General features: G+C 67.1%; 12 protein-coding genes. 11 read left to right on the top strand and 1 reads right to left on the bottom strand.

The genetic code is table 11. The features are described 5' to 3' along the window. Positions 1-60 precede the first annotated feature (60 nt). The 6 genes from AB4Y72_RS08115 to AB4Y72_RS08140 are packed head-to-tail and all read left to right on the top strand — an operon-like array spanning position 61 to position 6036. Complete coding sequence (locus AB4Y72_RS08115) at positions 61-1056, top strand: substrate-binding domain-containing protein (protein WP_441425646.1); 996 nt, start codon at positions 61-63, stop codon at positions 1054-1056. Between the two features lie 54 nt (positions 1057-1110). Then, positions 1111-2160 (top strand): ABC transporter permease, encoded by a 1050-nt coding sequence (locus AB4Y72_RS08120; protein ID WP_441425647.1) that lies wholly within the window; start codon positions 1111-1113, stop codon positions 2158-2160. A 13-nt stretch (positions 2161-2173) separates the two neighbouring features. Further along, on the top strand, positions 2174-3091 hold the full coding sequence (locus tag AB4Y72_RS08125; protein WP_441425648.1) for an ATP-binding cassette domain-containing protein: 918 nt from the start codon (positions 2174-2176) through the stop codon (positions 3089-3091). Between the two features lie 31 nt (positions 3092-3122). Next, positions 3123-4211, top strand: a complete 1089-nt coding sequence (locus tag AB4Y72_RS08130) for a Gfo/Idh/MocA family oxidoreductase (RefSeq protein WP_441425649.1) — start codon at positions 3123-3125, stop codon at positions 4209-4211. Further along, a complete protein-coding gene (locus tag AB4Y72_RS08135) occupies positions 4211-5005 on the top strand; it encodes a TIM barrel protein (protein ID WP_441425650.1) in 795 nt (264 codons plus the stop codon). Before AB4Y72_RS08130 ends, AB4Y72_RS08135 begins: the two co-directional genes overlap by 1 nt. Continuing rightward, the gene (locus tag AB4Y72_RS08140) at positions 5002-6036 is read left to right on the top strand and encodes a Gfo/Idh/MocA family protein (RefSeq protein ID WP_441425651.1); all 1035 of its coding nucleotides are present in this window, start codon (positions 5002-5004) and stop codon (positions 6034-6036) included. Before AB4Y72_RS08135 ends, AB4Y72_RS08140 begins: the two co-directional genes overlap by 4 nt. A gap of 112 nt (positions 6037-6148) precedes the next feature. On the opposite strand, the gene AB4Y72_RS08145 is transcribed toward AB4Y72_RS08140, so the two are convergent. Beyond that, positions 6149-6922, bottom strand: coding sequence for a gamma-glutamyl-gamma-aminobutyrate hydrolase family protein (locus tag AB4Y72_RS08145; protein WP_441425652.1), 774 nt, complete (start codon positions 6920-6922; stop codon positions 6149-6151). Between the two features lie 40 nt (positions 6923-6962). On the opposite strand from AB4Y72_RS08145, the gene AB4Y72_RS08150 reads away from it, so the two are divergent. The 5 genes from AB4Y72_RS08150 (at position 6963) to AB4Y72_RS08170 (ending at position 11836) form a co-directional block, all read left to right on the top strand. Beyond that, positions 6963-7418: an SRPBCC family protein gene (locus AB4Y72_RS08150; protein WP_441425653.1), complete on the top strand. Its 456-nt coding sequence runs from the start codon at positions 6963-6965 to the stop codon at positions 7416-7418. Positions 7419-7504: 86 nt separating this feature from the next. After that, positions 7505-8212: a FadR/GntR family transcriptional regulator gene (locus AB4Y72_RS08155; protein ID WP_441425654.1), complete on the top strand. Its 708-nt coding sequence runs from the start codon at positions 7505-7507 to the stop codon at positions 8210-8212. Positions 8213-8403: 191 nt separating this feature from the next. Continuing rightward, a complete protein-coding gene (locus AB4Y72_RS08160; protein WP_441425655.1) occupies positions 8404-9777 on the top strand; it encodes an MFS transporter in 1374 nt (457 codons plus the stop codon). A 28-nt stretch (positions 9778-9805) separates the two neighbouring features. Beyond that, a complete protein-coding gene (locus AB4Y72_RS08165) occupies positions 9806-10582 on the top strand; it encodes an SDR family NAD(P)-dependent oxidoreductase (RefSeq protein ID WP_441425656.1) in 777 nt (258 codons plus the stop codon). Positions 10583-10702: 120 nt separating this feature from the next. Continuing rightward, positions 10703-11836 carry an LOG family protein gene (locus AB4Y72_RS08170; protein WP_441425657.1) on the top strand — a complete coding sequence of 378 codons (1134 nt, stop codon included), beginning with the start codon at positions 10703-10705 and terminating at the stop codon, positions 11834-11836. Positions 11837-11841: the final 5 nt, after the last annotated feature.

Genomic DNA, 11841 nt, shown 5'->3' on the forward strand with positions numbered 1-11841 from the left:
TGGCTCACTGACCGACGCGATGAAGCGGCCGGCGTGGCCCGGAATCAAAGGAGATTGATCGTGACCAAGTTCTCGTGGCGGAAGGCGGCCCTCGTGGCGGCCGTTGTACCCATGCTGGCCCTGAGCGCGTGTTCCAGCAGCGGAGGCAAGCCCGCAGACTCAGGCAATGCGGCTGGCGGAGGCCAGGTCGCCTCGACGCCCCGGATTAAGATCGCCTTGATCACCCATGCCGCAGCAGGTGACACCTTCTGGGACATAGTTCGCAAGGGTGCCGAGGAGGCGGCCGCGAAGGACAACGTTGAGCTCCTCTACACGTCCGATCCTGAAGCCGGACGCCAGGCACAGCTCATCCAGCAGGCTATCGACCAGAAGGTTGACGGCATCGCGGTCACGCTCGCCAAGCCCGAAGCACTCAAAGACGCCCTGAAGAAGGCCACTGACGCCGGCATCCCGGTTGTGAGCCTCAACGCTGGAGAAGGGGTCTCGCAAGCACTCGGAGCCTTCACCCACTTCGGCTCTAACGAAAAACTCGCAGGTGAGGCAGTCGGCACCCGGCTCGCGGCAGAGAACTTCAAGCACCCGGTCTGCGTGATTCAGGAACAGGGCCACGTAGGACTTGAAGCACGCTGCGCGGGCGTCAAGGCGAAGGTGCCTGGAACGGAGATCCTTTACGTCGACGGCAAGGATATGACCTCCGTTCAGTCCACCGCGACGGCCAAGCTCCAGGCTTCCAAGGACGCCGACGTCATCATCGGCCTCGGCGCCCCCATCACACTGACTCTCCTCAAGTCCGTCACGGATGCCGGCAGCTCTGCCAAGGTTGCAAGTTTCGACCTCAACGCGGATCTCGCCCAGAAGATCGTGGATGGTGCAGTTCTCTTCACCGTGGACCAGCAGCCGTGGCTGCAGGGCTACGGAGCCGTCGACGCCATCTGGCAGAACAAGCGCGGCGGATTCAAGATCGGCGGCGGCCAGCCTGTGCTGACGGGCCCCGCAATCGTCGACAAATCAAATGCGGCCGATGTCCTGACCTTCGCCAAGCAGGGCGTCCGCTAACAGCCCGCTGGCCGGGCCGGCCCCCGCGCCGGCCCGGCAGCAAGGAGAATCATCATGACCATCACCCAGACCAAGACAAAGTCGCCGGCGCCCGATGAGCGCGTCGCCAAGCGCAGTCCGTTCCAGAAACTGCTCGGACGTCCCGAGGTCGGTGCCCTGGTGGGCGCTATCGTCCTCTTCATCTTCTTCGCGTTGGTGTCCCCGACGTTTACCCAGCCCGGTGCGCTGGCGACCATCATGTACGGCAGCTCCACGATCGGGATCATGGCGGTGGGGGTGTCCTTGCTGATGATCGGCGGGGAGTTCGACCTTTCCACCGGTGTCGCCGTGATCAGTTCGGCCCTGACGGCGTCGCTGTTCAGCTGGTACTTCACCACGAATGTGTGGGTCGGCGTCGGCCTGGCCCTGGTGGTCTCGTTGTCCATCGGCTTCATCAACGGCTGGATCCTGATCAAGACCAAACTGCCGTCCTTCATCGTGACTCTGGCGACGTTCCTGATGCTGACCGGCCTGAACCTGGGCCTGACCCGCCTGATCGGCGGGTCGGTATCCTCACCCTCGATCGCGAACATGGACGGCTTCGACTCCGCCCGGGCGGTGTTCGCCTCCTCGGTCAGCATCGGCGGAGTCGACGTCAAAATCACGGTGCTGTACTGGTTCGCGCTCGTCGCGGTGGCGACCTGGGTGCTGATGCGGACCCGGGTGGGGAACTGGATCTTCGCCGTCGGCGGCGACGCGAACGCGGCCCGTGCCGTGGGTGTGCCGGTCAAGGCCACCAAGATCGGCCTGTTCATGGCCGTGGGGTTCTGCGCCTGGATCCTGGGCATGCACAACCTCTTCGCTTTTGACACCGTGCAGTCCGGTGAAGGCGTGGGCAACGAGTTCCTCTACATCATCGCCGCGGTGATCGGCGGCTGCCTCCTGACCGGCGGCTACGGCTCGGCGATCGGCGGCGCGATCGGCGCGTTCATCTTCGGCATGGCCAACAAGGGCATCGTCTACGCGCAGTGGAACCCGGACTGGTTCAAGTTCTTCCTGGGCCTGATGCTGCTGCTGGCCACCATCGTCAACCTCGTCGTCAAGCGCCGCGCAGAACTGAAGTAAAAGGGGCCCGGAAATGAATGCCAAAGAGATCGACCAGCAAACCCTGCTGCAGAGCGAAAAAGACCCTCTCACCGACACGCCAGTGCACCTGCTTGCCCTCGACGGGATCGCCAAGCACTACGGGAACATCATCGCCCTGTCCGATGTCACCATGGCCGTGGACAACGGCCGCGTCACCTGCGTGCTGGGTGATAACGGCGCGGGCAAGTCCACCCTGATCAAGATCATCGCCGGCCTGCACCAGCACGACGCCGGAACATTGAAGGTCATGGGCGAGGACCGGAAATTCAGCTCCCCCCGGGACGCCCTCGATGTGGGCATCGCCACCGTCTACCAGGACCTCGCGGTGGTGCCGCTGATGCCGATTTGGCGGAACTTCTTCCTCGGCTCCGAACTGACATCCGGCTTCGGCCCGTTCAAGAGCATGGACGTCGAGAAGATGAAGGACATCACGCTCAAGGAACTCGCCGCGATGGGCATCGACCTGCGCGACGTCGAACAGCCCATCGGCCAGCTCTCCGGCGGTGAACGCCAGTGCGTCGCGATCGCCCGGGCCGTGTACTTCGGCGCGAAGGTCCTGATCCTGGACGAGCCCACCGCGGCCCTGGGCGTGAAGCAGTCCGGCGTGGTGCTCCGCTACATCCTGCAGGCCCGCGACCGCGGCCTCGGCGTCATCTTCATCACCCACAACCCGCACCACGCCTTCCCCGTCGGCGACCGGTTCCTGCTGCTCAAACGCGGCAAGTCGATCGGCTACTACGACAAGAAGGACATCACCCTGGACGAGCTCACCGCCCAAATGGCCGGCGGCGCCGAACTCGCCGAACTCGCCCACGAACTCGAACAACTCGGCGGCCACGGCGACGTCGTCAAGGAAGTCCAGGGCGAAGTCGCCGACGTGGCCCAGACGACCGGTACCACCTACCAGTGACTGCCGTCCCTAGTCTTGAAAGGACAAGCCTATGGCTTACCTGAACCGCAACCCGTCCGAGGCCTCCGTGCCGGTGAGCATCGGCCTTATCGGCTCCGGCTGGATGGGCGCCTTCCACGCCGAGAGCATCGCCCGCCGGGTCCCTGGTGCCGTCCTCGCCGCCATCGCGGATCCCAACCTGGAATCCGCCGAGGCGCTGGCCGGCACCCTGGGCACGGCGAAGGTGACCGCCGACGCCGCCGACATCCTGGCCGACCCGGAGATCGACGCCGTCGTCATCGCGAGCCCCGCGCGGTTCCACTCCGCCTTGATCGGCCAGGCCGCCGCCGCCGGAAAGCACGTCTTCTGCGAAAAGCCGGCTGGCCTGGGCCTTGACGAACTCGACTCCGCGCTTGCCGCCGTCGAAGCCGCCGGCGTGCACTTCCAGATCGGCTTTAACCGCCGGTACTCCGCGGATTTCCAGGCAGCCAAGAAGGACCTCGCCGCCGGAATCGCGGGGGAGCCGCAGCTCCTGCGGTCACTGACCCGGGACCCGGGCACCGGGAGCATCGGCCACGCCGCAAAGATTCCGGCGTGGACGATCTTCCTCGAGACCCTCATCCACGACTTCGACACCCTCAACTGGTTCAACGAAGGTGCCGAGCCCGTGGAGGTCTACGCTGTTGCCGACGCCCTCGTGGAGCCGGGACTGCGGGACCAGGGCTTCCTGGACACCGCCGTGGTAACCATCCGGTACAGCAACGGCGCGATTGCCGTCGCCGAGGCAAACTTCAGCGCCCTGTACGGCTACGACATCCGCGGGGAGGTCTTCGGTTCCCGCGGCATGGTCCAGGCCGGCCGCGCCACCGAGACCGCCGCCCGCCGGTTCACCGCCGAGGGCATGTCCGCCGACACGCCACGGCTGAACGTCGAGCTCTTCCGCCAGGCCTACACGGATGAGCTCGTCGACTTTGCCGACCACGTGCGTGCCCGGCGCGAGCGGACTTCGCCGCCGCCGAGGCCCTTTACCCTCACGCCGGGAGCCAGGGATGCCCGGAGCGCGCTGGCCATGGCGCTTGCCTGCATCGAGTCGGTCAAACAAGGCGCGCCGGTGGCCGTCAAGGAAGCTTCGGTCCTCTGATGCGGCTCGCCGTAGGTGCAGAAATGGTATTCACCGACCTGCCGTTCACCGAGCGGGTGCGCCGGATCCACGCCGCCGGCTTCGACGTCGAACTGTGGGACTCCCGAACCAAAGACATTGGCGCCCTCAAGGCCACCGGGGCGGTGTTCTCGTCCATGACGGGATACACCTCCGGCAGCCTGGTGGACCCTGAGACGGCGGACGACGTGGTGCGCACGGCCGAGTCCCTGATCCCTGCCGCCCTGGACCTCGGCGTCAGCCGGATGGTGGTCCACTCCGCTGAACTGGTCGACGGCCACGCGGCCCGCCCGGTCTACCGGTCCACCGGCCAGATGTGGATCACCGGCGCCCGGACCCTCGAACGGCTGGGCAAGCTCGGCGAAAAATACGGGCTGACGTTCTGCCTCGAGAACCTCAACACGATCCTGGACCACCCCGGGATCCCGCTGGCCCGCGCCAAGGACACCCTGGCGCTGGTGCAGGCCGCCGGGCACCCGAACGCCCGCCTCATGCTGGATCTCTACCACGCCCAAATGGGGGAGGGGAACCTGATCGAGCTGGTCCGGAGCGCCCTGCCCTACCTCGGTGAAATCCAGGTGGCGGACGTTCCGGGCCGCTGCGAACCCGGAACCGGGGAAATCAACTACGCGGCCATCGCCACGGCGCTCGCGGATGCCGGCTACGACGGGACCGTGGGCATGGAAGCCTGGGCCAGCGGTGACGGAGATGCGGCGCTCGAGGCGTTCCGGGCTGCCTTCACCGCGCCCGCACTACACACGAAAGTAGCAGTATGAAAGACGTCATCCTCGGACTTGTCGGCGTCGGACGGATCGGGGTCATGCACGCGCACAACATCGCCGCCCTCAACGACGTCCTGAACCCGCAGGGCATCCAAGTCCGCCTGCGGCTCACGGACGTCGCCGAAGAGCATGCCCGGGCGGTCGCGTCCGGTCTCAACGCCGAATTCCTGCCCTCGGTCGAGGCCCTGCTGGCCTCCGGGCTGGACGGCCTGGTCATCGCCACCGGAACCGGCACCCATCCGGAGCTCATCAAGGCCGGGGTGGACGCCGGGATCCCGGTCTTTTGCGAAAAGCCCGTGGCCTTGAACGTGGCCGACGCCCTGCCGGTGCTCGACTACATCCGGGACCGCAACGGCGTGGTGCAGATCGGGCATCAGCGCCGGTTCGACGCCGGCTACCTTGAGGCCCGCCGGGCCTACCAGGCCGGCGAGCTCGGCTGGATCCATTCGCTGCGCGCCGTCACCTGCGACATGACGCCGCCACCGGTCGAATTCCTGGCCAGCTCCGGCGGGCTCTTCCGGGACTGCTCGGTCCACGATTTCGACATCCTGCGCTGGCTCACGGGCCGCGAAATCGTCGAGGTCTACGCCAAAGGCTCCAACAACGGGGATCCGGCCATCGGTGAGGCCGGCGACGTGGACACCGCCCTCGCGCTGGTGACGTTCGACGACGGCACCGTGGGCACCGTCTCCGCCACCCGGTACAACGGGGCGGGCCATGACGTCCGGCTGGAAATCCAGGGCTCCCGCGGCTCGCTGATGGTGGGTCTGAACGACAGGACGGCGCTGGCCTCCGCCGAAGCAGGGATCACGTTCCCCGCGGGGAAGCCGCACCTGACCTTTGCCGAGCGGTTCGAGACGGCGTACCGCGACGAGATGGCAGCCTTCGTGGACCTGATCCTGGGGCGCCGGTACAACCCCTGCACCCCGGAGGACGCCGTCGCGGCCTCCCGGGTGGCCGATGCCGCCCAGGAATCGCTGGCCACCGGCACCCCGGTCAAGGTGGCGGTGAGCGTCGCCGGCTGAGCGGCGCCCCGTGCGTTGCCCTGTATGGAATTGAACAAACCGGAACCCCGGGCCCATTGAATTGACCCCGGGGTTCCGTTGTCTGCAGCAGTCTGTATCGGGAGCGGCTGCCTCAGGCCCGGTTCCGGCACACCTCGACGAAGGCCCGGAACGGGGCGAGCCGCTCTCCGGCGGGGAGCTCCAAGGCCTCGGGGTGCCACTGGACCGACGCCACCCACCGCTCCGGATCCTCCAGGGCCTCGACCGTCCCGTCCTCGGCCACGGCCGTCACCCGCAGCGCGCCGGCCACCCGTGCCACGGCCTGATGGTGGCCGGAGGCGATCTTCACGGTCACGCCACCGGATTCGCTGCCGTAGAGGGATGCCACCTTGGAGCCGGCCTGTACGGCTACCTCGTGCCAGGCCCACGGGCCGGTCCCGTGTGCCGGCGCGGGCTCGCGGTGCATCACCGTCCCGGGCGCCATGTCCTGGACCAGGGTCCCGCCGTAGAGCACATTGAGCAGCTGATGTCCGCGGCAGATACCGAGCAGCGGCAGCCCGGCGTCGATCGCCTGCTGCGCCACCGCGGCGTCCAGCGCGTCCTGGGCCGGGCTGACGTCGTAGCAGGCACCGCTTCGCGTCTCGCCATAGAGGCCGGGGTCGAGGTCGCCGCCACCGGGAAGCACGACGCCGTCGAGGGTCGCCAGCGACGCGGCGAGGCCGCCGTCGTCGGTCCCCGCAGCCGTAAGCGGCACCGGTTCGCCGCCGCCCTCACGCAGCAGCTCCACGATGTACTCGAACAATGCGTTGGCTTCCGCAACGCGCGGGTCCGGATCGGAAGAGCTGGTGAGGCGGACAGGGACTCCGATGCGCGGCCGGCTGCCCGGAACGCTGCGGGAAATCTGCATGCCTCATTCTGCACCACGATCCGCGGACTAGGATTGCCAGATGAAAGCCCGATATCTCGTGTCCCGCAGCCGGTTCATCGCCGCCGCCCCGGAGGCCATCTTCGACGTGCTCGCCACGCCTGCCCTGCACAGCGTGATTGATGGATCGGGCACCGTCAAGGGCGCCCAGCCGCGCGGGCCCGGACGGCTCTACCTCGGCGCCAAGTTTGGCATGCAGATGAAGATGCGGATGAACTACAAGATCCTGAACAGGGTCTGCGAGTTCGAGGAAGGCCACCGGATCGCATGGCGGCACTTCTACGGCCACGTGTGGCGCTATCTGCTTGAACCGTCCACCGGCCCCGACGGGACCGCCGGCACCATGGTGACCGAGCAGTGGGACGCGCGGCGGGTCCGCGGCAAGAGCCTCCTCCGGCTGGCCGGGTACCTGCGCCGGCATCCGGTCAACCTGGAACAAACGCTGGCCAACCTCGATGCCTACATGGCTGCGCGGTGACCAGGGGCGACGCAGGGACGTGGGCGACGCCGGGACTTGGGTAATGTGGAGGGAAGCACGAGCCGCGACTGAAGGTGGGAACTGGGATGGGCCGCAGGACACTGGTCGACGACCTCGTCGACGGCCTGCTGACTGAGATCCTCGACGGAAAGCTCCAGCCGCACGGCGCGATTCCGCCGGAAGCCGACATCGCCAAGGCCTACGACGTCAGCAGGCTCACGGTGCGTGAAGCCCTCAAGGCGCTCCGGGCGCAAAACATCCTCTACGTGAAAGCCGGCAGGGGAACTTTCGTCAATCCCACAGACAACTGGACGGGCCTGGACGCGATCTTCAAGGCGGCCTCGCACGGCAATGCGGCCGAGCAGGTTTCAGTGGGGCTGATCGAAATGCGCCGCATGGTGGAAACCGGGGCAGCCGCGCTTGCCGCCACCCGCTATACCCCAGAGCAGGCCGAGCGGATGCGTGAGTGCATCGAGAACATGAGGCGCTTCCATGAATCCGGCGACCTGGACCGCTTCGTGGAGGCGGACATTGGCTTCCATGACGCCGTGTTGAGGGCCTCCGGCAATCCCTTTGTCCGTGCCCTCTTCGCCCAACTGGGCCAGTTGCTGTACATCACCCGGCGCGAAACGTCGGCGGTTGATGTGATCCAGCAACACGCCATCGATCATCACCAGCGGGTCCTGGACAGCATCCTGAGCGGCGACGCCGAGCGCTCACGGCAGGCGATGGACGCGCACATGGACCAGACCAATGAGGACTACGAGCGTTATGTCCGGGGTGCCAAGGCCTGACGGCCACACCGTAATCTCTTGACGTAATCCGAATCACATTCTAAGCTCGTGCCTAGTTCTTGAATCAGATGTCTGACATCTGACTCAAAAAGGTCCGAAGCCCGGCAGCAGCCGCGGCCAGGCCGTCTTCCCCATACCCACGTATCCCTTTCCGGCAAGGCCGCCCGAGGGAACTGCACATAAGAAGGTCGATGATGACTCGAATAGCCCCCAAGTCCTTTGGACTCGGCGAACTGGGCGACCGCACGCTTCGCAAGGTCCGCCGTCGCGTCATGCCCCTGATTGTCCTGCTCTACTTCGTTGCCTACCTGGACCGCAACAACGTTGGCTTCGCCAAACTCACCATGAGCGAGGACATCGGCCTGAACTCCGCCGCCTACGGGCTTGGCGCAGGCATCTTCTTCCTCGGCTACGCCCTCCTGGAGGTCCCGAGCAACGCCGGCATGTACCGGTTCGGAGCCCGGAAGTGGCTGGCCCGCATCCTCATCACGTGGGGCATCTTTGCCACCGCCATGTGCCTGGTCAACGGCGAAAGCACCTATTACATCGTCCGGTTCCTGCTGGGGGCCGCGGAGGCCGGGTTCTTCCCGGCGATCCTGTTCTACCTGACGCTCTGGTTCCCCGCCGCGCAGCGCGTGACCGTGCTGGGCATCTTCATCCTCGCCCAGCCCGTCTCCAACGCGCTCGGCGCCCCGGTATCCGGGCTCCTCCTGCAGTTGGACGGCGTCCTGGGCCTGCAGGGCTGGCAGTGGCTCTACGTGATCGAAGGCATCCCGGCGATCCTGCTGGGCCTCCTGACGCCCATCCTCATGACGGACCGCCCGCGCGACGCCAAATGGCTCGAGGCCGATGAGCGCAACTGGCTCACCGCCACCATGGACGCCGAGCTGGCAGCCAAGTCCCAGTCCGGAAAACACAACTTCCTCGCCGGCCTCAAGGACAAGCGCACGCTGGTCTACTCCGCCCTGTACTTCGGCCTGGTCTGCGGGATCTACGGCCTGGGCCTGTGGATGCCCACCATCGTCGCAGCCCTCGGGAACTTCTCCACGGCTGAGGTCGGCTTCATCGTCTTCATCCCCTACGCCGTGGCCGCAGTATTCGTCTACTTCTGGAGCAAGCGCGCGGACCGGACCGGCAAGCGCGCCTGGCACTCCGCCGTCAGCATGGTCCTCGCGGGCGTCGGACTCGTGGCCGCCGGGTACCTCCTGCCGGTCAACCCCATCCTGGCAATGATCGGCCTGACGGTCTCGGCCATGGGGATCTACGGGGCGATTGCCCCGTTCCTCTCGATGCCGTCCGCAGCCCTGACCGGAGCGGCTGCCGCGTCCGGACTCGCCCTGGTGAACTCCCTCGGCAACCTCGGCGGCTTTGTTGCCCCGTACGCCGTCGGACTCCTCAAGGACGCCACCGGGAGCAACCAGAGCGGGCTGCTGTTCCTCTCCTTCTGCCTGTGCGTGACCGCAGCGGCCACCTACCTCTACGCCCGCAGGCGCCCCGAAGGCGACGCCGCCCTTGACCCCGCGGTCGCCGCGGCGGCCGCCGTCGAACCCGCCAACCTCGCCTAACCCCGAACTACCAGAAGGAACCTTCCCCATGACGTCAGTTACCCCTTTCCCCACTGAACGCACAGTGGTCCTGACCGGTGCCGCGTCGGCACGCGGCATCGGCCGTGCGGCCGCCGACCGTCTGGCCAGCGAGGGATGGTCCGTCGCGATCCTGGACATCAACGCCGAGGACGCCATCGCCGCAGCCGCCGAAATCGGTTCCAACCGCGCCGTGAAGGCCATCGGCGTCGGAGCGGACGTCTCCGACGCCGCGTCGGTGGACCGCGCCATCACGGAGATCGAGGGCTCGCTGCCACCGATCGTCGCCCTGGCCAACCTGGCCGGCATCAGTTCCCCCACACCGTTCATGGAAACCACGGTCGAAGAATGGGACAAGGTCTTCGCCATCAACATGCGCGGCTCCTTCATCGTTTCCCAGCGGGTCCTCAAGGGCATGATCGAGCGCAGGCTCGGCCGGATCGTGAGCATCTCCTCGATCTCTGCCCAGCGCGGCGGCGGCACCTATTCCAAGGTGGCCTACAGCGCGTCCAAGGCCGGCATCATCGGCTTCACCCGCGCCCTGGCCCGCGAGGTGGGCGAATTCGGCGTCACCGTCAACGCGATCGCCCCCGGGCCCATCGACACCGACATCATGGGCGGCACGCTGAGTGAGGAGCGCAAGGCGCAGATGTCGGAGGGCATCATGATGGGACGGGTCGGCAGCCGGGAAGAGGTGGCGGCGCTCATCGCCTTCCTGCTCGGCCCCGACGCCGGGTACATCACCGCCGCAACCTATGACATCAACGGCGGCCTCCAGGTCTCCTGACCCTGACCGTCCCCCCGTTCCCCGTTGCGCTGTCAGTTCTGGGCCCCAAAACCGGGGAATGACCGCCAAGAGTGATGGCGCAACGGGGGAGCGGCGGGGGCCGCGGTCTAGGCTGGCTCCATGAGCGCCGCCCGCAGCCTGCATCCCAGCCCCCGCACCCTGGAGGTCGAAAGTCTCGCCGTCTTCGACCGGCTTGTTGCGGCCGGGACGCGCACCATGCAGGGCTGGCATGTCCAGTCGCTGGACCTGCGCGGCCGCCGGGGGCAGCTGGAGGCGCTGGACCCGCAGGGCGCAATCTTCCTGGGCTGCACGTTCGACGGCGGCGCGGAGGATTCGCTGCGCGGCCGCGGCGCCCTCATCTTTCCCCGGCTTGAGGCCGTCCCGTTCAACCCGTACCGCAGTCAGCTGTACACGCCGCACGAACTGTATGCAGGGATCGCCGCGTCACGCTATGAGGACACGCTCGACGCGCGGGTGTATCAGTGGAGCATCCGGCCGGGCCAGCGGCACCGTCTGGAGGCGACGCTGGCCGCGGCCCTGCACGACCACGCGATCGGCAGCGCCCTCGACGATCTGACGCGTTCGGACCTCTGCGCGGGCCGCACGATGGTGGGGGTCATGGGCGGGCACGCGGCCCGCCGCGGCACAGCCCTTTTCGAAGAAGCCGCACTGCTGGGCCGGTTGCTGGCCCGGAACAACAGGGTGGTGGCCACCGGCGGCGGCCCCGGGACCATGGAGGCGGCCAATCTGGGCGCCTTCCTCAGCGAGGCCCCGGAGCTGGAGTTCCGGCGGGCCCTGACCGATCTGGCCGCGGTGCCGTCCTTCCGCCCGTCGGTGTCTGCCTGGGCACGGGCGGCCGCGGCCGTCGTCGAACGCCATCCCGGGGGCACCCCGTCGCTGGGGATTCCCACGTGGTTCTACGGTCATGAGCCGCCCAACTTCTTCGCCACCCATGTGGCCAAGTACTTCGCGAACGCCATCCGGGAAGCGATCCTGCTGGAACTGTGCAACGGCGGCATCGTCTTCCTGCCCGGCTCCGGCGGCACGGTGCAGGAAATCTTCCAGGACGCCTGTGAGAACTACTACGGCGCCGCGGAAACCGTCACGCCCATGGTGCTCGTGGGGCACGAGCACTGGCTGCGGCGGTTCCCGGCCTGGCCTCTCCTGCAGAGCCTGGCTTCCGGCCGCCAGATGGAAGAACGGATCTTCCTGGTCGACACCGTGGAGGAAGCCCTGGACGTGCTGGCACGCTAGTGGCA

Origin of the sequence: Arthrobacter sp. YAF34 (genome assembly GCF_052113245.1) — a bacterium.
GTDB lineage: Bacteria > Actinomycetota > Actinomycetes > Actinomycetales > Micrococcaceae > Arthrobacter.

Coding starts and splice junctions, on each gene's coding strand:
- AB4Y72_RS08120 (WP_441425647.1), top strand. CDS start 1,111: ATGACCATCACCCAGACCAAGACAAAGTCGCCGGCGCCCGATGAGCGC.
- AB4Y72_RS08125 (WP_441425648.1), top strand. CDS start 2,174: ATGAATGCCAAAGAGATCGACCAGCAAACCCTGCTGCAGAGCGAAAAA.
- AB4Y72_RS08130 (WP_441425649.1), top strand. CDS start 3,123: ATGGCTTACCTGAACCGCAACCCGTCCGAGGCCTCCGTGCCGGTGAGC.
- AB4Y72_RS08135 (WP_441425650.1), top strand. CDS start 4,211: ATGCGGCTCGCCGTAGGTGCAGAAATGGTATTCACCGACCTGCCGTTC.
- AB4Y72_RS08140 (WP_441425651.1), top strand. CDS start 5,002: ATGAAAGACGTCATCCTCGGACTTGTCGGCGTCGGACGGATCGGGGTC.
- AB4Y72_RS08145 (WP_441425652.1), bottom strand. CDS start 6,922: ATGCAGATTTCCCGCAGCGTTCCGGGCAGCCGGCCGCGCATCGGAGTC.
- AB4Y72_RS08150 (WP_441425653.1), top strand. CDS start 6,963: ATGAAAGCCCGATATCTCGTGTCCCGCAGCCGGTTCATCGCCGCCGCC.
- AB4Y72_RS08155 (WP_441425654.1), top strand. CDS start 7,505: ATGGGCCGCAGGACACTGGTCGACGACCTCGTCGACGGCCTGCTGACT.
- AB4Y72_RS08160 (WP_441425655.1), top strand. CDS start 8,404: ATGATGACTCGAATAGCCCCCAAGTCCTTTGGACTCGGCGAACTGGGC.
- AB4Y72_RS08165 (WP_441425656.1), top strand. CDS start 9,806: ATGACGTCAGTTACCCCTTTCCCCACTGAACGCACAGTGGTCCTGACC.
- AB4Y72_RS08170 (WP_441425657.1), top strand. CDS start 10,703: ATGAGCGCCGCCCGCAGCCTGCATCCCAGCCCCCGCACCCTGGAGGTC.